We start from the raw sequence: 23180 nt of genomic DNA on the forward strand, positions 1-23180 counted from the left end.
GGTTTCGCCTGGTTTCGCGGCCTTTTGCGACTCTTTGCGGCCTTTTGCGGCTCTTCAGGGCCCTTCGCGGCCTCTTGCGGTCCTTTGCGGGCCCGGTGGTGAGAGGCCGGCACCCGTCCCTGATTTCCCATAGGTCCCGTCACGGACGTGCATATCGGCCATCCTGTGATCTGGAGACCGGCGTCAGATATACCCCCCTGGGGTTGCTGGAAAGGTGGTGGTGTGGCACTGTGGTCGAGCGAACGGATACCCCCTATGGGTATTGAGAAGGGATGGTCGAGATGAACGGCGCGATCAAGGTGGGTGCGTACGCGCTGGGGCTGGCCGTGCTGTTCGGCGGAGCCCTGGGGGCGGGCCGGCTGGCCGGTCCGGTGGGAAGCGCGGCGGCCGAGAGATCTCCCGGCACCGGCACCGAGCGGGGCGCGGATCAGGACGCCGGGGCGGGTGCGGACCACGGCGGACATCAGGAGACCGGGCAGGGGGCGGGGCGGGAGACGGCGGCCGCGAAGGCGCCGGCCGTTCCCGCGGGGCTCCAGGTCTCCCAGGGCGGATACATGCTCATGCCGGAGACCGACGAGGTCAAGGCGGGCAAGCGGACCGACTTCCGCTTCACGGTGATCGGCCCCGACGGCTCGCCCGTCACCGGGTTCACCACCCAGCACGACAAGAAGCTGCACTTCATCGTGGTCCGCCGCGACCTGACGGGCTTCCAGCACCTGCATCCCACCCAGCTGGGCGGCGGGGTCTGGTCGGTCCCGCTCGAACTCCCCGACGCCGGGGAGTACCGCGCGTTCGCCGACTTCGCCCCCGAGGGGGCGCAGCCCCTGACGCTCGGCATGGACCTGTCGGTGGCCGGAGACTACCGGCCCGAGCCGCCCGCCGTCCCGGCCGGGACCGCCAAGGTGGGCGACTACACCGTCACCCTCAAGGGTGATCTCATCCCCGGCCGTACGAGCATGCTCACGCTCTCGATCGCCAAGGACGGCGAGCCGGTCACCGACCTGCAGCCCTACCTGGCCGCGTACGGGCACCTGGTCGCGCTGCGCGACGGCGACCTGGCCTACCTGCACGTGCACCCCGACGGCGCGCCCGGTGACGGGCGCAGCGCGCCCGGCCCGGACATCACCTTCTACGCCGAGGTGCCGAGCGCGGGAACCTACGGGCTCTACCTGGACTTCAAACACGCCGGGACCGTGCGTACCGCCGTGTTCACCGCCGCCACGAGCCCGGACCCTGAGGGGGGCGGGGCCACGGCACCGTCCGGAGACGGCCACGGGCACAGCCACCAGCCGTGAAATACCCCGTAGGGGTTAGGCGTTCTGATAGCGAGGAGAGACACGTGCCTGGACACACCCACCGCGGGGGCGACGGCCCGTGCCGGGTCGAGGGACGGGCCCGTTCCCTGGCGGCGGCGAGGTTCCCGGTCCTGACCCGCCGGCCGATGCCGGGCCGCACACGACGACGGAGAAGGTACGAGGAGATGCCGTGACGTCCACGACCACGACCACCGGCGAGGCGCCCGTCCACGGCGGGATCGAGCTCGCCATCGGCGGCATGACCTGTGCCTCCTGCGCGGCCCGCATCGAGCGCAAGCTCAACAAGCTGGACGGCGTGACCGCGACCGTCAACTACGCCACCGAGAAGGCGAAGATCACCTACCCCGCCGGCGTCACCCCCGACGATCTGGTCGCGGAGGTGGAGAAGGCCGGATACACCGCCGAGCCGCCCGCCCCGCCGGTGTCCGCCGAGCGGGACGGGACGGACGAGGAGGAGGGGGAGGAGGGAGAGCGCGGGCTCGTTCCCCTCAGGCAGCGCCTGATCACCTCGGCCGTGCTGTCGGTGCCGGTCGTCGCGATGGCGATGATCCCGGCGCTGCAGTTCGACCACTGGCAGTGGCTCTCCCTCGCCCTGGCCGGTCCCGTCGTGGTCTACGGCGGGTGGCCCTTCCACCGGGCGGCCTGGACCAACCTGCGGCACGGCGCCGCGACCATGGACACGCTGGTCTCGCTGGGGACGATCGCCGCCTTCTCCTGGTCGCTCTGGGCCCTGTTCTTCGGCACGGCGGGCATGCCGGGCATGCGGCACGGCTTCGAGTTCACCCTGTCCGGGGGTGACGGTTCGGGGAACATCTACTTCGAGGCCGCCGCCGGGGTGGTCACCTTCATCCTCGCGGGCCGCTACTTCGAGGCCCGCTCCAAGCGGCGCGCCGGTGCCGCGCTCCGCGCGCTGCTGTCGATGGGCGCCAAGGACGTCACGCTGGCCTCCGGGGAGGTCGTTCCGGTCGGCAGGCTCACGGCGGGCGACCTCTTCGTCGTACGGCCGGGGGAGAAGATCGCGACGGACGGCGTGGTCGAGGAGGGATCCTCGGCCGTGGACGCGTCCATGCTGACCGGCGAGTCGGTCCCCGTCGAGGTGCGGCCGGGCGACGCGGTGGCCGGCGCCACCGTGAACGCCGGGGGGCGCCTCGTGGTGAGGGCCACCCGGGTCGGCTCGGACACCCAACTCGCCCAGATGGCCAGGCTGGTGGAGGACGCGCAGAACGGCAAGGCCGCCGTGCAGCGGCTGGCCGACCGGATCTCCGCGGTGTTCGTGCCGATCGTGATCGCGCTGTCCGTGGCCACCCTCGGCTTCTGGCTCGGCACCGGTTCCGGCGCCGCCGCGGCCTTCACCGCCGCCGTGGCGGTACTGATCATCGCCTGCCCCTGCGCCCTGGGCCTCGCCACGCCGACCGCGCTGATGGTCGGCACCGGCCGGGGCGCCCAGCTGGGCATCCTGATCAAGGGGCCGGAGGCGCTGGAGTCGACCCACGGCATCGACACCGTCGTCCTGGACAAGACCGGCACCGTGACGTCGGGCACGATGACCCTCAGGGACGTCTTCCCCGCCGCCGGTGAGGAGCGCGAGGAAGTGCTCCGGCTGGCCGGGGCGCTGGAGGGCGCCTCCGAGCACCCCGTCGCCCGCGCCGTCGCCCGCGCGGCGGACTCCACCGCCCCGGTCGAGGACTTCGCGAACGTCGAGGGACTCGGTGTCCGGGGCGTCGTCGACGGGCACGCCGTGCTCGTCGGGCGGCCCCGGCTGCTCGCCGACCGGTCGCAGCACCTGCCGCCCGAGCTGGAGGAGGAGCTGGAGCGGGCACAGGCGCGCGGGGAGACGGCCGTCGCGGTCGGCTGGGACGGGAAGGCCCGCGCGGTGCTCACCGTCGCCGACGCGATCAAGCCCACCTCGGCCGAGGCGGTCGCCGCGCTGCGCGCGCTCGGCCTGCGCCCGATCCTGCTGACCGGCGACAACGAGACGGTGGCCCGCACGGTCGCCGAGGCCGTCGGCATCGAGGACGTGATCGCCGACGTGCTGCCCGCCGACAAGGTGGAGGTCGTCAAGCGGCTCCAGTCCGAGGGCCGTACCGTGGCCATGATCGGCGACGGGGTCAACGACGCCGCCGCTCTGGCCCAGGCCGACCTCGGCATGGCGATGGGCACCGGCACCGACGTCGCGATCGAGGCCTCCGACCTCACCCTGGTCCGGGGCGACCTGCGGGTGGCCGCCGACGCGATCAGGCTGTCCCGCCGCACGCTGCGCACCATCAGGGGCAACCTTTTCTGGGCCTTCGCCTACAACGTCGCCGCCATCCCGCTGGCCGCGTTCGGGCTGCTCACCCCGATGATCGCCGGCGGCGCGATGGCGCTCTCCTCGGTGTTCGTGGTCAGCAACAGCCTGCGGTTGCGCCGCTTCAGGTGAGGGGCGCCCCCGCGGCGCGGGCGTTATGGTGGAGTCCGCGCGGCAGGGCGCACCCGGTCCGCGGGAAGGGCAGAGCCCACCTGAGCACCACACTGCTCATCGGCCGACCTCCTTTTCGGCCCGATCACGCGGACGTCGGGCGTGACGAAAGGGAGGCCTCCGTGCCTGTTCGCCGTCTTCCCGACAACCCCAGCCTCGAACACCTGAGAAATCAGGCCAAGCGCCTCAAGAGGGCGGTTCGCGCCGCCGACACCGCCGCGCTGGAGCTGGTCGCCGAGTTCCACCCCCGCCCGCTCCCCGGTCTTCCCGCGCGGCCCGCGTCGCCGCCGGTCGGGGGAGACCCGCGCCCGCCGGAGGGGTTCACGCTGGCCGACGCCCAGCTGACGGTCGCGAGGGCGTACGGCTTCGCGAGCTGGCCCCGGCTCCGTGCCCACCTCGACGTCCTCGCCCGGCACTCCCGCTCACCCCACCTGGTACCCCGGAGCGCGGACCCGGTCGCGGAGTTCCTCCGGCTGGCCTGCCTGCCGTACGGGAACGACGACCCGTCGCGCCGTCGCGAGGCGGCGCGGGCGCTGACCCTGGACCCGGGACTCGCGGTCGCGAGCGTCCACACCATGGCCGCGACCGGTCAGGTGGAGGCGATGGCCGCGACGCTGGCGGCCGACCCGGCCCAGGCGAGGGCCGAGGGCGGGCCGTACCGGTGGGAGCCGTTGCTCTACCTGGCGTACTCGCGGGTCGAGGGCGGCGACGCGCCGGAGACCGCCCGGCTGCTGCTGCGACACGGTGCCGACCCGGACGCGGGATACCTGTGGGAGGGGCTGACCTCGCCGTTCACCGCGCTCACCGGGGCCTTCGGCGGTGGCGAGCGCGGCGAGCCGCCGCACCCGCGCTCCGCCGAGCTGGCCAGGCTCCTGCTGGAGGCGGGCGCCGATCCCAACGACAGCCAGACCCTCTACAACCGGGGGCTCTGCGGGTTCGGCTCCGACGACACCGAGCATCTGGAGCTGCTCTTCGAGTACGGTCTCGGCCGGGGGGACGGCGGGCCGTGGCACCGGCGCCTCGGTCCCACGCACGCGACACCGGAGCAGATGCTCCAGGACGAGGTGCTCGCCTCGGTCATCAGGCGGCGGCCCCGGCGCCTGAGGCTCCTGATCGAGCACGGCGCGGGCCTCGACGGCCCCGGCACCGGCCATCCGATCTTCCAGGGCCGTACGCCCTACGAGCTGGCCGTGCTCGGCGGGCACCCCGAGCTGGCCGGAATGCTCGCCGAGGCCGGGGCGAGGATCTCCCCCTGACGCGCTGACCGGTCATCGCCGGTCACCGCGCCGCCGGTCCGCCGGGTCAGGAGATGGGACAGGGCCGATGATCAGGGTCCGGCACGGGGACTCCCGCGCCGGGCCCGTCGCGCTCCGACAGCTGGAGGATCTTCCCGACCGTCGCCTCGTCCGCGGTGTAGATGTGAGGCACGTCGACGAACACCCTCATCGACCCGCAGCCCACCATGAGACCGTCCGCGACCTCGCTCTGGATGCCGCGCAGCGGTACGTAGTTCAGGTAGGAGGTGAACACGTTCTGCGACCGGAAGGCGGCGGTCATGACCAGCCGCCCGGCACGAAGCCTGAAGGCCAGGCTGGTCAGGCACGGCACCGCGTCGAAAGGCTCGCCGGGAGCGGTGAGCGAGATCCAGCCGCTCTTGGTGTACGGCTTGGCGCGCAGCACGTCGGTGATCCAGCCGAGCTGGTCGACACCGAGGAACTGGCGGAGCCGCCCTCCGTAGCTGTACTTGAACGGCGGGACGACCGACCGCTCGCTGAACTTGCTGGAGTACAGCGGGATCTTCCCGGCGTCGCCGTAGCATTTCAGCACCGGATCGTCCCAGGCCAGGCCGGTGACCTCGAACAGCACCGCCGGAGCCTCGATGATCGGGCCGCGGTCGTCCAGGGCGGGCCCGCCGTTGTGTGTCACGTGTCGCATCAGCCAGATCCACGTCTCCCCACAAGACGCGAATCTGAGGAGGTCGGACATTCAGGTCTCCACGTTGGGGAAATGGAAGGGATTGTGTGGGAGCCGGCGTTGCCGGGAAACATTGGCGCGAACGTAGTAGACGAAATAGTGGACCAGCGCGAGCAGGCCGATGATCACCAGGAGCAGCGCCGTGGTCGGCGCCGCCCCGATCATCCCGAGCACGCCTACCGCGATGTAGGAACTGTTGACCAGGGCCAGCATCATCACGTTGATCCCCGGCCAGGCCATCGGCGCGTACGTCTCCGGATACCGGGGATCCACCGGCAGGTTGGGAGTCCAGCCGAGGGCCGAGAACTGGTCCTTGAGGTGGACCGCGTAGAGCAGGCGGAAGTTGTTGAGCGCCCGCGCGGTCCTCATGTGAGCGTTGACGGCCTCGATCAGCCGCAGGAAGGGCAGCACGCTGAGCAGCCCGAACGCGGCGACCATCGCGAACAGGTGCCAGGGCACGGTGAGCCAGGTGGTCAGCGTCTCCGGGCTGACCACCTTCGCGCTGGCCAGCGCGACCGCCGCGGCGAACGGGGCGGCGAGCAGGCTCATGGACAGCCGGGTCATCTTGATGCGCTCGTCCTTGGCCGCAAGATAGACCTGGTACGTCCCTGTGAAGTCCACGGAGACGAGGGCGAGGAATTCCCCGGGTGCGACGGGCAGCCCGTCCAGGGTCTCGGGTAGTGCTGCCGCGGTCATCCGCGGTGACATCTTCCGCATCGGGACCCCACTTTCGCCGGATAGTGGATTTTCCCGTAAGAAGATATTGACCCACTTGTCAGGCGAATGAGTGCGTTTTAACGACATACGTCTCAGAGTTCTGCGCGGCCTCTCCCGCCGGCGAGTCTTCCCTGAACGCGTCTCTCCCGGATGCCGAGGTCCGCTGCGCGCCGGAGGACGGAACCGTCGTCCGCCCGCGCGTCAGTGTCCCTCCGCCGCCCTGGACTCCTCATCCAGCAGGGCCTCCTCCACGGAGGCGGCCATCGTGAAGTAGGCCAGGAGACCGGTGGTGGCCATCATGTGGCGCAGCGTCCGGCTCACCCCGGCCAGCACCAGGCGGGTCCGGGTCTCCTGGCTCCTGCGCAGGAGCCACAGCAGTTCCGCGAGGCCGGTGGAGTCGCAGAAGGTGAGCCCCGCCAGGTCGAGGATGAGCCGCGGCCCGGCCTGGGCCCGCGTGTCCGGAGACGTCTCGAAGGCCTCCGGAGACGTCTCGAAGGAGGCGAGGACCTGTGGTGGGGGAGAGAGCGAGGCCATCGTGGAGAGCGATGCCACCCCGTCCGACGGCACCCCGTCCGACGGCACCCCGTCCGACGGCGGCCCGTCCGGTGGCGGTCTGTCCGGGGAGAGGGGAGAGGGGCCGTCGGGGAAGAGTGGTGGCGGGCTTCCCGGGGAGGGGGGAGGCGGGCTCCCGGGGAAGAACGGGGAAGGGGGCTCGGGCGACAGCGGTGACGGCGGATCCGAGGGGAGCGGAGCTCCCGAGGTCAGCGGGACTTCCGAGAGGAACGGCGTCTCAGAGCGGAACGGCGTCTCCGGGAGAAGCGGTGACACGCCGGAGAACGCCGTCGGAAGCGTCGGGAACGCGGACGGCGAACCGAGTGACGGAGGAGCAGGGATCTCGGACCGCGAGTCGAGCGCCGGAGAAGCCGGGAGCTCGGACGGCGAGTTGCCGGTGCTCAGGCTCAGGGCCCGGACGATCTCTCTCCGGAAGGTCGGTGCATAGTCGTAGTCGAGCTCGCCGATCGCCCGGACCACGATGGCGCTTCCGCGCGCATCGGCCGATATCGAGAGCGTGTTCACACCTTCGGGTGGCATGGAAAGACTCCTTAGACCCGCAGTTCACAGGGCGGGCGTTCCCTCCGTCTTACCAGGTATGCAGTTCTGGTCGCCCCAATGGGGGCAATTACAGTGTACTTGCGAGATTTCGTCCTATCTGGCGGATGGCGGGGGAGGACCACCCACTCGAAGCCCCTGGCCATCGGTCCTTCGTTTCGGAAGGACGGCCTCACCGCGCGGGCTCGGCCGGGCCGCGCGAACGACCACATCGCGCGGGCTCGGCCGGACCGCGCGAACGACCACATCGCGCGGGCTCGGCCGGACCGTGCGAACGACCACATCGCGCAGGCTCGGCCGGACCGGACCGGACCGGACCGGACCGGAACGGGCCGGTCCGGAGCGAGCCGGAACGGGCCGGAAAACCGGCAGGCCGGCCCCCGGTCGAGGGGCCGGCCTGCGCGCTCCGGTGACACCGGGGCCGGATCGTGCGGGGTGGCCGGATCAGATGCCGGATCGCGTGCCCGAGGTGACGGGGACCGCCGTCACGGGCTGAGCCGAAAGGACGGGCGGACGAGGTTCCGTACGGGATCCCGCGGCTCCTCCCGGCGGTTCCACCGCTCCCGGTGCGCTCGATGCCGGGCGCCGGCGCATGCCGCGTTCGGCCGCCGGCCGTGGTCCGATCTCCTTGCCGAATCCCATCCGATGGAGAAGCCACCCCAGGGAGCCTCCCAGGGCCACGACCCCCGCACCGACCCAGAAGAAGAGGACGCTGGCGGACACCATCGCCACCCCGGAGATCGCGAAGCCGGTGATGCAGACGATCGAGCCGGTCCAGCCCGCCACGGTGTGTCCCATGTCGTGCTCTTCGTGGATCTCCGCCAGCTCCGCGAGGTCTTTCCTTATCCCCACGATGTCTCCTCCGTCTGGAGCGCCGCCCTCTGCGGGCCGTGGCGGATCGCCGGGTGGCAGGCGCTAGGTTGAGTCCGCCCGTATCATTTATCTCACGAGCTAAGTTTCTTAGATAGTAAGGAGACTTTGTGGTGGAACGCAAGTCAGAAGCCGGCGCCTCGCCGCCGGAGGTCCTGGCCCGCATGGACCAGCTGATCGCGTTGAGCCTGGTCGGGCAGCACACGCTCGCCGAGCGCCTCGGCATCAACGTCACGGACCTGACGTGCCTGGGCTTCGTCCTCGGCGCGGGGGAGGAGGCGCTCACCGCGGGACGCCTCGCCGAGCTGGCCGGTCTTACCACGGGAGCCGTCACCGGGGTGGTCAACCGTCTGGAGAGCGCCGGTTATGCCCGGCGCGTTCCCGACCCCCACGACCGGCGCCGTGTCCGGATCGTCCCGGAAGGGGATTCGGCCGCCCGCATCGCGGCGGCGTACGAGCCCACCTACCGGCGGCTCACCGAGCTCTTCGAGAGCTATGGCCCGGACGAGCTGGCCGCCATCTCCGACTGGTTCACGCGTGCCGCCGACGCCATGCGGATCTCCCTGGCCGAGATCCGCGAATCTCCGGCTCCCTGAGGCCGGACGCCGTTCCCGTTCTGGTCGCCGTGCCCGGTACCGCCGTGTTCGATGCCCGGTACGTTCGCCATGCCGAAAAGGACGGGAAGCGGGAGAGGCGCGGACGGAGGGCCGGGGCGGCTCACGCGAAAAGGTGTTCGCCCAAAGGCGTCGTGAAGTCGTAAAGGGGCCCGACGTGGAAAAGGGCGCCGGATTCGTCGCCCTCGACGGCGGCGCCGATGTTCTCACGCGTTTTCCGGAGGGCGCCACCGGTGACTACGGGGTCCGGCCGGGACCCGTGGCGAGGACGGGGGCCCGTGACCCGGAGCGTCCGCGGGTCATAGCGTTGATCATGGTGATGGCACCGGCCGGGGCGCCGATCACCGGCGCGCGGGCGAGCTCGCGGCCGGTTCCCGCCGGGCGTTCATCCTCCGTCGCGGCGCGCGTTCTGCTTCGCGATTCCCTGGAGGACCTCGGTGACGTGGGGGGCGCAGACCGGGTCGCGGGAGTGCCTGCCGGAGAACCAGCGCGTTTCGATCACGTAGTCGGCCGGATGGCCGCAGAGACACTTACCGGAAGTTCCGGAATCCACCGGTACGACCGCCGTGCGGTGAGTCACCATGAGCTAACTTTAGACTCGTTTGACGCTTTTATGATATTTCCTCGCTTTTTTTACTAATAAATCAATCGAGGCTTGCCCGGAACCGGCCCGTGCTCCGGCGCGAAGGACTCCAGGGCCGGAACGGCGGGGGCGGACGGTGGTTCACCGGACGCCGGCGGGCAGCGGTTCCGCGATCCGCGCACCGGCCAGATCGGCGCTGACGGCGAACCTCCCCGACAGCCCGCTGACCTTCAGCAGCCCGCGCACCACCGGCGCCGGCGCGATCAGCCGCAGCGTGCCACCGTGCCGCACGGCCCTGCGCAGGGTGGAGAGCAGCACGGCCACCCCGCTGGCGTCCATGGCGGTGACCATGGACATGTCGAGGAGGAGCCGGTATCCCGGGCGGCCCAGCGCGGCCAGCAGGTGCTCGCGGAGCGCGTTGGCGGTGAAGATGTCGATCTTTCCTGCGACGTCGCAGACCATCCAGTCCGGGTGGGCGTGCGTGGACAGGTCCATGTGGACCTCCGATCGGCGGCCGCGGGCATCAGCCCGTGGAGCGTCCGTTGGAATGGGCGGGCGGTGTGACCGATCGATGCCGCTGTGGCGATGTCGAAAGTGTGCCACATCGGAGTGCGTTTCCGTGGTGCCTGTTCGTCATCGCCGATGTGTCCGGGGTGGCGGATCCGTTTTTCGCCGGCACCCGGCCCGGTGGGGTCGCTTCACGCGGGCCTCACCCGGCCGCCGGCGGGTCGGCCCCGAGCGCCGCCAGCGCGGCGGCCACCGCCAGGGGGCCGAGCGTCTCGGCCGGCACGTCGGCGAACTCCACGGTGCAGTCCGAGAGCCCGCCGATGGCCACGACCGCGCGGGCGCGGGCGGCCAGGTCGGGCTCCGGACCGAGCAGCAGGGTGATGAGCCGCCGCCGCCAGTGGCCCATGCGGGACCCCAGGTCGAGATGGGCCAGGGTGGACAGGTCGCGCACCACCATCACGGTCACCTCCCGGTGCCGGAAGGTGATGTCGAAGTAGTTCTGGAGGAGATCGCGAGGGCTCTGCGGAGCGTTCGCCTCGGTGGCGGTCAGGAAGGTGTCGACATCGTCGATCAGCGGTTGGACGATGCTGCGGAGCAGGTCCTCCCGCGAGGTGAAGTGGTAGTAGAGCGCGGGTTTGGTGATCCCGAGCCGGTCGGCGATGTCACGCAGGCTCGTCTGCTGCACGCCCTTCTCGGCGAACAGTTCCCGCGCGACCGCCTGGATGCGCGCCTTGGTGTCGGACGGCCTCGCCACCTGTTGTTCTCTCCTGTCCTCGCGCCGGACCTCCCGTACGCGCGGGCGTCCTCGTGCTCGGACCAAGGGTACCGGCACGGCGAAAGTGACTGACTTAACGATAGGTAAGTGCTTGTGCGAGGTCGTTCGGATGACTTACCTTCCGTTAAGTAAAAAAGTGAGCGGGAGGGAAGGGCATGCGAATCCTCGTTTCCGGAGCCAGCGTCGCCGGGCCGGTCCTGGCGTACTGGCTGGACCACCACGGCTTCGAGGTCACCGTGGTCGAGCGGGCACCGGCGCCGCGCAGGACGGGCGGGCACGCGGTCGACCTGTTCAAACCGGCCCTGGAGATCGTGGAGCGGATGGGCCTGCTCCCCGCGGTCGAGGAGAGGGAGACGGGCACCCTGCGCATCACCCTCACCGGCGCGGGGAGCGAACGGCCCGTGCGCGTGGACGTCGACCGCCTGATCGCCGCGTTCTCCGACCGGCACGTCGAGATCATGCGCGACGACCTGAGCGAGATCCTCCACGGAGCGACCCGCGACCGTGTGGAGTACGTGTTCGGCGACTCGATCGCGTCCCTCAGGGAGGACGACGGCGGGATCGACGTCACCTTCGAGACGGGCGCGCCCCGCAGGTTCGACCTGGTGATCGGTGCCGACGGCGTCCACTCGAACGTGCGCGGCCTGACCTTCGGCGAGGAGTCGCGGTTCGCCGAGTTCGTCGGCACCTACCTCGGGGTCTTCTCCCTGCCCGACCACCGCGACCTCGACGCCGAGGTGCTCGCGTACGGCGACGTGGGCAGGATGGCCGCGTTCTACAGCGCGGCGCACCTGGACGAGGCGCGGGCGATCCTCCTGTTCCGCAGCGAGGAACTGGACTACCACCACCGCGACATCCCGCGCCAGAAGCGGCTGCTGCGGGAGGCGTTCTCCGGGGCGGGCTGGGAGGTGCCGAGACTGCTCGACGAGATGGACGCGAGCTCCGCCTTCTATTTCGACTCGATCACCCAGATCCGGATGGACTCCTGGTCGCGCGGCCGGATCAGCCTGGTCGGCGACGCGGGCTACTCGCCGGGCGCGGCGGTCGGGGGCGGCACCAGCCTCGCGGTGGTCGGCGCCTACATCCTCGCCGGAGAGCTGGCGGCGGCCGGTGGCGACCACGAGCGGGCCTTCCGCGCGTACGAGAGCGAGCTCGGCGACTACGTGAGATACAGCTGGGGGCTGGGCCGCAGGATGGCGAAGACCCTAGTGCCGGACAGCCGGTTCCAGCTGTGGGCCACCCTGCGGGGTACGTGGCTGCTCGCCCGCCTGCCCCGCGGCCTGGTCCGCGCCCTGGCCGGTCTCCGGCGCACGAGCGTGCGCATGCACGACACGATCGAGCCGAAGGACTACTCGGGCAGGGAGCGGGCCGGGCGTGAGCGGGCGTGAGGCCGGCCGGTTCCGGTCACCCGAACCGCCAGCGTGTCGCCGTCCTGCCGTCCGCGCCGTAACCGAAGGCACGCGTGGGCGTGACCCGGTAGAAGCCGTACTCGGGTGAGCCGGGAAGGCCGTCCTCGTGGACGGAGCCGTCGCGCACCGCGAGCTCCCACTCGTACTTCGCCCTGAAGGCGGCGGCCACCCGCCGGAGCTCGTCCTCGTCCCGTGCCCGGGTGGCGTTCCCCTCCACCACGAGGTCGAGGGTCTCGCCGGCGACGGTGATGACGCAGTGGGGGTTGCCGGCCAGGTTCCTGGCCTTGCGGGACGTCGGGCGGGTGGTGATCCAGGGCGCGTCGCCGGACCAGACCAGCAGCACGGGCACGGCGTGCGCGCGGCCGTCGGGCCGCACCGTCGAGAGCCAGGCCTTCGGCGCGGACTCCAGGCACGCCCGCGCCTCGTCCCACGGTTCGACCGTCGCCTCGTCCGTGCTGAACGGCGTCGCGTCGGCCTCGCCGAACAGGAGTTCGGCGACAGGGGTCGTCTCGGTCATCACGGGTCTCCTCATCCTCGGGGTCCTCGGGGTCCTCGGGGTCCTCGGGGTCCCGCCCCTCGCCGGGCGATGGCCGGTCGGGCGGTGCTCACGCCCCGTACTCGTCGTACTCGTCGTGCAGGCGCCACCACGCGTAGGGCCGGGTCTGCGGCCGGCCCTCGGGGGAGTCCTCCCAGGTCTCCTGGCGGCCGAAAGGCGTCAGGTCGAGGAAGGTCCAGCCGCTGCCGAGCCGTTCGACTCCCCGCCCCGTGGTGGAGTAGGTGCGGTAGACGGTGTCGCCGTCGCGAAGGAAGACGTTCAGCGCGAACCCGTCGCCCGCTCCCATGTCGTCGTTGAAGGTGGTGCCCAGCGAGGAGAACCACGGGATCGTCCAGCCCATGCGCTCCCTGAACGGGATGATCTCGGCCAGCGGACCCCGGGACACCAGGACCAGGGAGGTGTCGCGCGCGTGGAGATGGCTCAGATGCCCGATGTTGTCGGTGAACATCGAACACCCCGAGCAGAAGGCGTCTCCGCCCAGCCACATGAAGCTGTAGACGATGAGCTGGCGCCGCCCGTCGAACAGGTCGACCAGGCTCACCGGCCCGTCCGGGCCCTCGAACACGTACCCGCCACCGTCCCCCTCCTCGCCGATCCGGACCATCGGCATTCTGCGCCGCTCGGCGGCCAGCGCGTCCAGCGCGCGGGTGTGTTCCTTCTCCTTCACCAGCAGCGCCTCCCGCGCGGCTTGCCAATCCTCGACCGAGACGACCTGGGGGTGATTCATGATGCGCTCCCTCCGGTGGGTTCCTTCAAGGAACTTACTAGGGAGACGCTAACAGGGGATCGTTCCTTAAGGGAACCCTCTCGCCTAGACTGCTCTCATGCAGCGAACCCGATTCGGTGACATGGCCTGCTCGATCGCCCGCACGCTGGATGTCATCGGGGAACCGTGGTCGCCACTGATCCTGCGGAACATCTATGTCGGCATCAACCGCTTCGACCAGATCCAGCAGAGCCTGGACATCTCACGCAAGGTGCTCACCGAACGGCTCAAGTGGCTGGTCGAGAACGGCGTGCTGGAGCGGCGGGAGTACTCGAGCCGGCCGCCCCGCCACGAGTACACGCTCACCGCCAAGGGCCTTGAGCTGTGCGACCTGCTCCTGGTGATGGTGCGCTGGGGCGACCGGTGGACGGCGGGCGAGGCCGGTCCGCCGGTGCTCTACCGCCACCACGCCTGCGGCGAGATCAGTCATGTCGAGCTGCGCTGCTCGGTCTGCGACCGGCGGATGGGCGCCGCCGACGTCGACGTGCTGCCCGGCCCCGGGGCCGAACCCCCGGCCCCGTCACACGATCAGGCGGGCACGGACCGGTACGAGCACGCCGAATCCTGAGACGTGCGCCTGCCCCGGCGCCGGACGCGGCCGGTTACCGGTGAGGTGGACCTCCGGCTCGCGGTGCCGTTCCCCTGCCGAGCCCCGCCGTTCCCCTGCCGAGCCCCGCCGTTCCCCTGCCGAGCCCCGCCGGTCCGGTGCCGGGCCGGTGCCCGTCAGCCGCCCGCGGCGGTCGCGCGGGCGAGGAAGAGGGCCCGCTCGCGCTCGTTGCGGGTGAGCCCGGCGGCCCGCTCGAACTCCTCGCGCGCCTCGTCGAGGCGGCCCAGCTTCACGAGCAGGTCACCCCGTACGGCCGCCAGCAGCGGATAGCCCTTCAGCGCGCGCTCCGTCACCAGCCCGTCCACGATCTCCAGACCGCGTTCCGGGCCGTACGCCATGCCCACCGCGACCGCGCGGTTCAGCTCCACCACGGGTGAGGGGGCGACATGGGCGAGCACCCGGTACAGGGCGGCCATCCGCTCCCAGTCCGTGTCGCCGGCGGACGGCGCGCGGGCGTGGCAGGCGGCGATCGCGGCCTGCAGGCCGTACGGGCCCAGCGTGCCGAGCCCCTCGGCGCGGGCGAGCGAGTCCAGCCCGCGGCGGACGAGCAGCCGGTCCCACAGTCCCCGGTCCTGGTCGAGGAGCAGGACCGGCTCGCCGTCCGCTCCCGTCCTGGCGCGCGTGCGGGACGCCTGGATCTCCATCAGGGCGACGAGGCCGTGCACCTCGGACTCCTCCGGCATGAGACCCGCCAGGATCCGGCCCAGGCGCAGCGCCTCCTCGCAGAGCGAGGGACGCATCCAGTCGTCGCCGGCGGTCGCCGAGTAGCCCTCGTTGAAGATGAGGTAGACGACCTCCAGGACCGACGAGAGCCGGTCGCCCAGCTCGGCCGGGGTGGGCATCTCGATCCGCACCCGCTTGTCGGCGAGGGTGCGCTTGGCCCGGAAGATCCGCTGCCCGACGGTCGGCTCGGGCACCAGGAAGGCGCGCGCGATCTCCTCCGTCGTCAGGCCGCCGAGCAGGCGGAGGGTGAGCGCCAGGCGTCCTTCCGTGGGCAGCACGGGATGGCAGGCCGTGAAGAGGAGGCGCAGCACGTCGTCGCCGATGTGATCGTCGAGGGTGTCGTCCAGCTCGACCTCGGCCGACTCCCGGCGGCTCTCCATGTCCCGGCCGACCTCTTCGAGTTTCCGCTCGTACCGGTTCCTGCGGCGCAGCAGGTCGATCGCCCGGTGCTTGGCGGTGAGCATGAGCCAGGCGCCGGGATTATCCGGTACGCCCGTCCTGGGCCACTGCTCCAGCGCGATGACCAGGGCGTCCTGCGCGAGCTCCTCGGCCAGCCCGACGTCGTGCACCATCCGGGCGAGCCCGGCGATCACCCTCGCGGACTCGATCCGCCAGACCGCCTCGACCACCCGGTGAGCATCCCCGACCGTCATGCTCCCCGATCCAAGCACGTCGTCCCCGGGCGAGGGCGGCAGGGGGCGGCGCCTTGGAGGACGCCGGGAGACGAGGAGTGCCCCGATCCAGGTGAGGCCGGTGAAACAGGACGCCGGGGTGCCGGAACACCGGAGCACCGGGACAACGCGGCGCCCCGGCCGGGGTTCCCGATGGGATCCCGGCCGGGGCGCCGCCGGTGACGACTTCACGCGGGGGCGGCGAAGTCCTCGGGGCCGAAGACGCGGTGGAGGTCGCCCTCACCCTCCCAGCCCTCCCAGTGGTCGCGGTGGAGCCTCATGAAGCGGGAGACCCACTCCATCGCCTCCTCCTTCGACCTGACCTGGTAGAGGGCGTAGCTGATCAGCTCCTTCGCCTCGGCGAACGGGCCGTCCGTGACGCTCAGCCTGCCCCCGGTGAGCTCGATCCGCGCGCCCTGGGCGCTCGGCGCCAGCCCGCCGTTGTCGAGCAACACGCCCGCCCTGGTGGCCTCCTCGCCGAGCTTCATGATGGCCTCCATCAGCTCGGCGGGCGGCGGGGTGTCGGGCCGTTTGGTGACCTTGAGGGTGGCCAGGTATCGCATCGCTTTTCTCCTTGATCCTGTTTCTCTAACGGTCTGGTCGGGGGCGGGCCGGGTCAGGCACGCCGGGACGCGGTGCGCCGGCGGAGATGGAGCGGCCACGTGTCGCGGGCCACCGTGTCGCGGGCCACCGTGTCGGCGGTCCTCGTCGTCTGCCGGGTCATGGTCTTCTCCTCACGTGTCCTGGGCCGGCTCCCGTACTCCTTCCGGCCCTCTGACCACGCTTCGAACGGGCCCGGCCGGATTCGACACGGCGGCCGGATTTCTTTCAAGATTTTTCGGGGCGCGGATCGCCTCGATGTCCCCGGAGTGACCTCTTCCCCTCCGAGCCGCGAAAACAGGGGGCCGGGCCGGCGCGGGCGGAGCGGCCGTGATCCGCGGCGCTTGGGAGACACCCGGCGGTGGCGCGGGCGCGAACCGCCCGCGAGCCTCGGACGCCGCACCGCCGGGGTGGCGTGGGATGATTTCCCCATCATGCCCGCGACGCTGCCCTTCCGCCTCGCCCGCGCGGCCGCCTTCGCCGCGGTCTGCCTGGGGCTGAGCGTGATGGCACACGTCCTCGCGGGAGGCTCGGTCTCCGTGCCGACCGCGACCGTGGCCCTGGTGCTCGCCTTCGCCGCGGCTCTCGCCGTGTCGGGGCGCGAACGGACGCTGGCGATGATCCTGCCGGTGCTGGCGGGCGCGCAGGCCGGACTGCACGTGTTGTTCTCCCTCGCGCACGCCGCGTCCCCCGCCGAGATGATCGGGCACGTCCACTCGGGGCTGCTGCCCGGCCTGGGCATGCTGGTGGCGCACGGCTGGGCCGTCGGGCTGACCGCGCTGTGGCTGGCGCGCGGCGAGGCGGTGCTGTGGGCACTGCTCCGGCGGCTCGGTGTCCGGCTGCGCCGCGTGCTCGTCGTGGTCGTGACCCCGGCGTACACGTCCTTCCTCACCGCGGGCGCGATCGAGCCGGGCGTCCTGCGCCCGGCCGTGCTGCGCCACGTCGTCAGCCGGCGCGGCCCTCCCCGGATCGTCACCGTCACCCCCGGCTGACCGCCCAGGTCACCCGGGGGCGTGACTCGTTCCCGAGCCCGCGCGTACGTGCGCGCGGGCCTGCGCCGACGCGGCCTTCGGGCTGCCCGGCGGACCGAATCAGCGTGACAATCCCGGCCGCGTGGCCGGCATGGCCCCATCGAGGCGGCGTTCGGCCGCGGCCTGCCGGTCCGGCCAGAAGAAAGGCGTCAACGTGTCTGCTCGTCGTATCAACCGTGCCGGAACCAGCCGTTACGGGGTCACCCGCGTCACCCGCGCCGGAATCCGGCGTACCGCCCCCGCGGGCGTCCTACTCGCGGCCGTGATGGTCCTGGGCGGATGTGGCTCCCAGGACAGCACGGTACCGGCCGCCGCCCCGAGTACCGCCGCACCCGCCGCCACCCCCGTCACCCCCGCCGTCGCCGCCGTCGCGTTGACGATCACCGATCCGTGGGTGAAGACCGCGAGGAAGGGGATGAGCGCCGCCTTCGGCACCCTGGTCAACAACACCGACGCCGAGGTGACGGTCGTCTCCGGAGCCTCGCCGCTGTCCCCGAAGATCGAGTTGCACGAGGTCGTCGACTCCAAGGGAAAGATGATCATGCGGCCCAAGGAGGGCGGGATCGTGATCCCCGCGAGGGGCACCCACCTGCTCCAGCCCGGCGGTGATCACATCATGCTGATGGGCATCACCAAGGCGGTGAAGCCCGGCGCGCAGATTCCCTTCACCCTGACCCTCAAGGACGGCAAGACCGTGGAGTTCACCGCGGTCGGCAAGGACTTCGCCGGAGGCAAGGAGGACTACCGGCCCGGCACGGACATGGGAGACGGTCACGGCGACAAGGGCGCAGACATGGGCGAGAGCGACGGCTGAGCGGGAACGGAGGAGAACTCATGCGGGAACCCCGACTCAGCCGTAGGGGCCTGCTCGCGGGAGGCGCCGCCACCGCGGTCGGCGCCCTCGCCGCGTGCGCCCCCGACCAGGCTGTCCCCCCAGTCGCCCCCCAGGCCGATCCCCGGACCGCTCCGGCCGCGTCCCCCGTCTCCGGGGGTTCCTTGACGGAACCCTTCGACGGGGTCCACCAGGCCGGGATCGCGACGGCGCCCCAGACGTACGGGGTGTTCGTCGGCCTGGATCTGCTGCCGGACACCGACCGTGAGGCGCTGGTCCGGATGATGCGACTGCTCACCGACGACGCCCGGCGGCTCACCCAGGGCAGGCCGGCCCTGGCCGACACCGAACCTGAGCTGGCCGTCCTGCCCGCCAGGCTGACCGTGACCTTCGGGTTCGGCCCCGGCCTCTTCACGGCGGCCGGGCTGGCCGACCGCCGTCCGGAGGCGGCGGCGCCGCTGCCCGCCTTCGCGATCGACAGGCTCAGGAAGGAGTGGAGCGGCGGGGATCTGCTGCTGCAGATCTGCGCCGACGACGCTCTCACCCTGAGCCACGCCCTGCGCATGGTCGTCAAGGACGCGCGCTCCTTCGCGAAGGTCCGCTGGACCCAGCGGGGCTTCCGGCGCGGCGCGGGCACCCAGCCCGCCGGGCTGACCCAGCGCAACGTCATGGGCCAGCTCGACGGGACCGTCAATCCGGCACCCGGCACTCCCGAGTTCGACCGGGCCGTGTGGGTGAGCGGCGGTCCGGAGTGGCTGCGCGGCGGCACCACGCTGGTGCTGCGGCGCATCCGGGCGGAGATGGAGACCTGGGACGCCGTGGACCGGGTCGCCAAGGAGTTCACCGTGGGCCGGCGCCTGGACAACGGCGCCCCGCTCACCGGACGCGACGAGCATGACATGGCCGACTTCGAGAAGCTCAACGCGATCGGCTTCCCCGTCATCTCCGAGCAGGCCCACATCCGCCGGGCCCATGTCGCCGACCCGAACCTGCGGATCATGCGCAGGGTCTACAACTACGACGAGGGGATCACCCCGGACGGGCACGCCGACTCCGGGCTGCTGTTCGCCTCCTACCAGGCCGACGTCTCCCGGCAGTTCGTCCCGATCCAGCGCAGGCTGGCCGAGGCCGACCTGCTCAACGAGTGGACGACCCCGATCGGCTCGGCCGTCTTCGCCATCCCGCCGGGATGCTCGCCCAACGGCTGGATCGGGGAGGGCCTCCTGGGCTGAGAGGGGCCGCTCGTGCCCGTGACGACCATGTCGTCACGGGCACCCGGTGGCCGTCCCGCGTTCCGCCGACCTCCTCGAAGCCGGGGCGATCCCTCCCCGCCGGGGAGGGATCGCCCGGTCAGGGAACTAGCGGTAGTGGACGAAGACCGGGTTGGAGTAGAACCACAGGTCCTCCCAGGGGCTCTCCTCGCCGTCGGCGAGCCGACGTAGATCTCCGGTGCGGCGTTGTTGCCGTTGCGGAACTCCCGGGGGTGTCCTGCCCGTAGACGCCGAGACCGGGCGCCGACCGCGAGGCGTGGTGGGCGATCACCAGCGGCTTCTGCCGCATGTCCTTCGCGGCCTTCAGGAACTCCACCATCTTGGCCTCGGTGTCGCGGCCGGGGTCGGCGGGGAACGCGTCGTGCTTGGCGAAGCGGCTCTCCAGCTCGAACAGTTGCTGTGCCTCACCGGAGTGGTGGGGATCATCAGCGTGTGGTGGTCCAGCGCCGGGGCGTCGAACTCCATCCCCCAGAACTGGAGGACCTCGGGCACGAGCACGCGCGAGCGCAGGAGGTCGAGGCCGTCCTGTCGCACTTCGCCGAGGACGTGCTCTTCACCTCCCCGACCGCGGCCGCGCTGGTCCCCGGCTCCGGAGGTGTGGTCCGGGGCAAGGCCGCCTTGCGCGAGTACTGGGCCGCGGGCCTGAGGGGCACGCCGGACCTGCGGTTCGAGATGATCGCCGCCTACGTCGGGATCAACACCCTGGTGATCAATTACCGCAACCGGACGGTGAGCGGCCGCCTGGTCAACGAGGTTCTCGTCTTCGACGGTCCCCTCGTCGTGGAGGGGCACGCCACACACCTCGACACCTGAGTGAGGCGCGGCGGCAGCGGCGCCTAACCTCCGCGAGCGATGGCGGACTCCGGGCGGCGGGCGGTCGCCCCAACGGGTGATCCTCTCCAGGCGGGGCGAACCGCCCCCTGTCCGAGCGAAGTCGGAAAGGGGTTCTTACTTGAAGTTGTAAACATTGTAAAGAGCTGCCGTTCACGAATATCCGCGCCGATATTTACGGAGATCTGTTCCGGCGTCACCGGGTGTTTCACCTCATTGTTAGGCCGTGGCAGAGTCCTGCCGCGAGAGGTATCCCCCGGACAAAGGCAGAGTCCATGGTCAAACGCGCCCTCGCAACCGCCGCCCTCTCCCTCACCGCACTCCTCGGATTAACGCCGCCCGCCTATGCGGTGACACTGGAGCAAAAGCTCGCCGCACTTTCGAATTTCAGCCAGCCCACCGCGGCCAGCGCCGCGAGCTGGCTTTCCGCCTGGCAGAACCAGGGAGCCTGGGGGGACTACGCCTTCGACTGGTCGACCGATCTGTGCTCGAGCAGCCCCGACCAGCCACTCGGCTTCGACTTCAGGACGCCGTGCCGGCGTCACGACTTCGGCTACCGCAACTACAAGGCGGTGAGCCAGTTCCCGGCGAACAAGGCACGCATCGACGACGCTTTCTACTTCGACATGAGGCAGGTCTGCGCGGGATATTCCACCATCCCCAGGGGCACCTGCAACAGCCTCGCCTGGACCTACTACCAGGCGGTCAAGGAATTCGGCACGCTCAACGTCACCGGGGCGCAGATCGAGCGGATCCGCCAGGCGGCCGAACAGGCCACCCAGGACGCGGAGGCGTGACCCCTCCCGCTCCCCGCGGGGGCGGGATCACTCCCCCTCGCTGATCCGCGGCGGGCCGGCCTCGTGCCGGCCCGCACCGCGACGACGGTCCGCGACCCCTGACCGTCTCGCCCCGGCGGGACACCTCGCCCATGCGAACGCCGGCGGGACACCTTGCCCACGTGAACGGATCGGGCTCACCGCGAGAGCCGCCCGCCCCGCGGGCCCCCAGGGCTCGCGTTCGCACCCCTTCGTGCCTAATATGATGGGCTGCGAGTGACAGGACACAAGGGAGACCAGAAGTGATAGGTGACGACGACATCTCCGGGTGATACCGGAAGTGATCGGCCACCGGCCGGCGCGTAGGAGCGCCGTCGCCGTGGCCATGCCGTCGTCTCACCGATTCCTGTTCCCCTGCTGGGCGGCTTTCGGCGCGCCCGCGTCCCACACGAGGTTTTCTCGCATGTCCGATGCGTTCATCATCTGCTCGAACCTTTCCTTCTCCTGGCCCGACGACACCCCGGTCTTCCAGGATCTCTCCTTCACCGTGGGCGGCGGCCGTACCGGCCTCGTCGCCCCGAACGGCGCCGGTAAGAGCACCCTGCTCAAGCTGATCGCCGGCGAGTACCGGCCCGGCGGCGGGACCGCGTCCGTCCAGGGCGTGCTCGGCTACCTCCCGCAGAGCCTGCCGCTGGCCGGTGACCTGACCGTGGCCGAGGTCCTGGAGATCGCTCCGGTGATCAGGGCCCTGGACGCCATCGAGTCCGGAGACACCGGCGAGGAGCACTTCACCACGATCGGCAACGACTGGGACATCGAGGAGCGCACCCGTGCCCAGCTGGACCGGCTCGGCCTCGGGGAGCTCTCCCTCACCCGGCCCCTGCACACCCTCAGCGGCGGCCAGGTCGTCTCCCTCGGCCTGGCGGCGCAGCTGCTGAAGCAGCCCGACGTCCTGCTGCTCGACGAACCGACCAACAACCTCGACCTGGCAGCACGCCGCAAGCTCTACGGCGTGCTGGAGGACTGGAACGGCTGCCTGCTGCTGGTCAGTCACGACCGGGCGCTGCTGGACCGGATGGACCGCATCGCCGAGCTCGACGGGGGCGAGATCCGCTCCTACGGCGGGAACTTCACCGCCTACGAGGAGGCCGCGCGCGCCGCGCGGGAGGTCGCGGAGAAGAACGTCCGCAACGCCGAGCAGGAGGTCAAGCGGGAGAGGCGGGAGATGCAGCAGGCCCGCGAGCGGGCGGCGCGGCGGGCCAGCAACGCCTCCCGCAACCTCAAGGACGCCGGCCTGCCGAAGATCTTCGCCGGGACGATGAAGCGCGACGCCCAGGAGTCGGCGGGAAAGGCGAACGAGGTCCACGCCGCGCGGGTCAACGACGCCAAGGCCCGGCTCGACGAGGCGGGCCGCGCCCTGCGCGACGAGCAGAGGATCACGCTGGAACTGCCCGGCACCAACGTCCCGGCCGGACGCACGGTCTTCCTCGGCGAACGGATGCAGGTCCACTACGGTGAGCGGGCCCTGTTCGCGGGAGAGGGCGCCGATCTGACCATCCGGGGACCCGAGCGGATCGCGCTGACCGGCTCCAACGGCGTCGGCAAGTCCACCCTGCTGCGTCTGATCAACGGCGATCTGGAACCGGGGGGCGGCCTGGCCAGGCGGGCCGACGGCCGGGTCGCCTACCTGTCCCAACGGCTGGACCTGCTCGATCTCGACCGCACCGTGGCGGAGAACATGGCCACGTTCGCCCCCGCGATGCCGCAGGCCCAGCGGATGAACCTGCTCGCCCGCTTCCTTTTCCGGGGCTCCCGCGTCCACCTGCCGGTCGGTGCGCTGTCCGGCGGTGAGCGGCTGCGCGCCACCCTGGCCTGCGTGCTGTACGCGGAACCGGCACCCCAGCTGCTGCTGCTGGACGAACCCACCAACAACCTCGACCTGGTCAGCGTCGGCCAGCTGGAGAGCGCGCTCAGCGCCTACGAAGGGGCGTTCGTGGTGGTCAGCCACGACGAACGCTTCCTCGCGGAGATCAAGGTCGACCGCTGGCTGCGGCTCTCCGAGGGCCGGCTGCTGGAGACGGGAGCCCCGGCGGGGAGCGAGGCGCCCGCGGACGGCTTCGGGCACAGGTGACCCCGTCGTGGTGTACGAGCGGGCCGGTTCCCGTCCGGCCCCCGTGCCCTGG

Annotated in this window: 23 protein-coding genes; 12 read left to right on the forward strand and 11 right to left on the reverse strand. The window is 71.2% G+C overall.

Translation table 11 applies throughout. The features are described 5' to 3' along the window. Positions 1–272 precede the first annotated feature (272 nt). The 3 genes from ACVCAG_RS34485 to ACVCAG_RS34495 all read left to right on the forward strand — a co-directional run bounded on the left by ACVCAG_RS34485 (position 273) and on the right by ACVCAG_RS34495 (position 5030). The gene (locus ACVCAG_RS34485; RefSeq protein WP_447191106.1) at positions 273–1295 is read left to right on the forward strand and encodes a hypothetical protein; all 1023 of its coding nucleotides are present in this window, start codon (positions 273–275) and stop codon (positions 1293–1295) included. A 259-nt stretch (positions 1296–1554) separates the two neighbouring features. Then, positions 1555–3735: a heavy metal translocating P-type ATPase gene (locus ACVCAG_RS34490; RefSeq protein WP_447191124.1), complete on the forward strand. Its 2181-nt coding sequence runs from the start codon at positions 1555–1557 to the stop codon at positions 3733–3735. 161 nt (positions 3736–3896) lie between these two features. Continuing rightward, a complete protein-coding gene (locus ACVCAG_RS34495) occupies positions 3897–5030 on the forward strand; it encodes a hypothetical protein (RefSeq protein WP_440082659.1) in 1134 nt (377 codons plus the stop codon). Positions 5031–5076: 46 nt separating this feature from the next. Here the strand turns inward: ACVCAG_RS34495 and ACVCAG_RS34500 are convergent, their stop codons facing one another. The 4 genes from ACVCAG_RS34500 to ACVCAG_RS34515 form a co-directional block, all read right to left on the reverse strand. Continuing rightward, complete coding sequence (locus ACVCAG_RS34500) at positions 5077–5709, reverse strand: hypothetical protein (RefSeq protein WP_440082660.1); 633 nt, start codon at positions 5707–5709, stop codon at positions 5077–5079. 51 nt (positions 5710–5760) lie between these two features. Further along, positions 5761–6444 (reverse strand): hypothetical protein, encoded by a 684-nt coding sequence (locus ACVCAG_RS34505; RefSeq protein ID WP_440082661.1) that lies wholly within the window; start codon positions 6442–6444, stop codon positions 5761–5763. Positions 6445–6666: 222 nt separating this feature from the next. Continuing rightward, on the reverse strand, positions 6667–7557 hold the full coding sequence (locus ACVCAG_RS34510; protein WP_447191107.1) for an STAS domain-containing protein: 891 nt from the start codon (positions 7555–7557) through the stop codon (positions 6667–6669). Between the two features lie 462 nt (positions 7558–8019). Continuing rightward, complete coding sequence (locus tag ACVCAG_RS34515) at positions 8020–8427, reverse strand: HGxxPAAW family protein (protein ID WP_440082663.1); 408 nt, start codon at positions 8425–8427, stop codon at positions 8020–8022. Between the two features lie 131 nt (positions 8428–8558). On the opposite strand from ACVCAG_RS34515, the gene ACVCAG_RS34520 reads away from it, so the two are divergent. After that, positions 8559–9041, forward strand: a complete 483-nt coding sequence (locus tag ACVCAG_RS34520) for a MarR family transcriptional regulator (RefSeq protein WP_440082664.1) — start codon at positions 8559–8561, stop codon at positions 9039–9041. A gap of 403 nt (positions 9042–9444) precedes the next feature. Here the strand turns inward: ACVCAG_RS34520 and ACVCAG_RS34525 are convergent, their stop codons facing one another. From ACVCAG_RS34525 to ACVCAG_RS34535, 3 genes are all read right to left on the reverse strand, one after another. Then, positions 9445–9642 carry a hypothetical protein gene (locus ACVCAG_RS34525; protein WP_440082665.1) on the reverse strand — a complete coding sequence of 66 codons (198 nt, stop codon included), beginning with the start codon at positions 9640–9642 and terminating at the stop codon, positions 9445–9447. Positions 9643–9783: 141 nt separating this feature from the next. Continuing rightward, entirely contained in the window at positions 9784–10137 is a 354-nt protein-coding gene (locus ACVCAG_RS34530) for an anti-sigma factor antagonist (protein ID WP_440082666.1), read from the reverse strand. A 214-nt stretch (positions 10138–10351) separates the two neighbouring features. Next, positions 10352–10903, reverse strand: coding sequence for a TetR/AcrR family transcriptional regulator (locus ACVCAG_RS34535; protein WP_447191108.1), 552 nt, complete (start codon positions 10901–10903; stop codon positions 10352–10354). A gap of 176 nt (positions 10904–11079) precedes the next feature. Between ACVCAG_RS34535 and ACVCAG_RS34540 the strand changes: the two genes are divergently transcribed. Beyond that, positions 11080–12312: an FAD-dependent monooxygenase gene (locus tag ACVCAG_RS34540; protein ID WP_440082668.1), complete on the forward strand. Its 1233-nt coding sequence runs from the start codon at positions 11080–11082 to the stop codon at positions 12310–12312. A 16-nt stretch (positions 12313–12328) separates the two neighbouring features. On the opposite strand, the gene ACVCAG_RS34545 is transcribed toward ACVCAG_RS34540, so the two are convergent. Together ACVCAG_RS34545 and ACVCAG_RS34550 are read right to left on the reverse strand one after the other, a co-directional pair. After that, entirely contained in the window at positions 12329–12850 is a 522-nt protein-coding gene (locus tag ACVCAG_RS34545) for a pyridoxamine 5'-phosphate oxidase family protein (protein WP_447191109.1), read from the reverse strand. An 88-nt stretch (positions 12851–12938) separates the two neighbouring features. Continuing rightward, positions 12939–13616 (reverse strand): DUF899 family protein, encoded by a 678-nt coding sequence (locus ACVCAG_RS34550; RefSeq protein WP_440082670.1) that lies wholly within the window; start codon positions 13614–13616, stop codon positions 12939–12941. A 97-nt stretch (positions 13617–13713) separates the two neighbouring features. On the opposite strand from ACVCAG_RS34550, the gene ACVCAG_RS34555 reads away from it, so the two are divergent. After that, entirely contained in the window at positions 13714–14223 is a 510-nt protein-coding gene (locus ACVCAG_RS34555; protein ID WP_440082671.1) for a winged helix-turn-helix transcriptional regulator, read from the forward strand. 155 nt (positions 14224–14378) lie between these two features. Here ACVCAG_RS34555 and ACVCAG_RS34560 read toward each other — a convergent pair whose 3' ends face one another. Together ACVCAG_RS34560 and ACVCAG_RS34565 are read right to left on the reverse strand one after the other, a co-directional pair. Then, positions 14379–15638, reverse strand: coding sequence for an RNA polymerase sigma factor (locus tag ACVCAG_RS34560; RefSeq protein ID WP_447191110.1), 1260 nt, complete (start codon positions 15636–15638; stop codon positions 14379–14381). A gap of 206 nt (positions 15639–15844) precedes the next feature. Then, a complete protein-coding gene (locus tag ACVCAG_RS34565; protein WP_440082673.1) occupies positions 15845–16219 on the reverse strand; it encodes a YciI family protein in 375 nt (124 codons plus the stop codon). 471 nt (positions 16220–16690) lie between these two features. Between ACVCAG_RS34565 and ACVCAG_RS34570 the strand changes: the two genes are divergently transcribed. The 6 genes from ACVCAG_RS34570 to abc-f all read left to right on the forward strand — a co-directional run bounded on the left by ACVCAG_RS34570 (position 16691) and on the right by abc-f (position 23128). Beyond that, positions 16691–17248 carry an MFS transporter gene (locus ACVCAG_RS34570; RefSeq protein ID WP_440082674.1) on the forward strand — a complete coding sequence of 186 codons (558 nt, stop codon included), beginning with the start codon at positions 16691–16693 and terminating at the stop codon, positions 17246–17248. 193 nt (positions 17249–17441) lie between these two features. Continuing rightward, positions 17442–18101: a copper chaperone PCu(A)C gene (locus ACVCAG_RS34575; protein ID WP_447191111.1), complete on the forward strand. Its 660-nt coding sequence runs from the start codon at positions 17442–17444 to the stop codon at positions 18099–18101. 20 nt (positions 18102–18121) lie between these two features. Further along, positions 18122–19351: a Dyp-type peroxidase gene (locus tag ACVCAG_RS34580; protein WP_440082676.1), complete on the forward strand. Its 1230-nt coding sequence runs from the start codon at positions 18122–18124 to the stop codon at positions 19349–19351. Positions 19352–19822: 471 nt separating this feature from the next. After that, positions 19823–20203: a nuclear transport factor 2 family protein gene (locus ACVCAG_RS34585; RefSeq protein WP_447191112.1), complete on the forward strand. Its 381-nt coding sequence runs from the start codon at positions 19823–19825 to the stop codon at positions 20201–20203. Between the two features lie 368 nt (positions 20204–20571). Then, the gene (locus ACVCAG_RS34590) at positions 20572–21018 is read left to right on the forward strand and encodes a phospholipase (protein WP_440082678.1); all 447 of its coding nucleotides are present in this window, start codon (positions 20572–20574) and stop codon (positions 21016–21018) included. Positions 21019–21460: 442 nt separating this feature from the next. After that, positions 21461–23128, forward strand: a complete 1668-nt coding sequence (abc-f, locus tag ACVCAG_RS34595) for a ribosomal protection-like ABC-F family protein (RefSeq protein ID WP_447191113.1) — start codon at positions 21461–21463, stop codon at positions 23126–23128. Positions 23129–23180 lie beyond the last annotated feature (52 nt).

Source organism: Streptosporangium sp. G12, assembly GCF_052983175.1.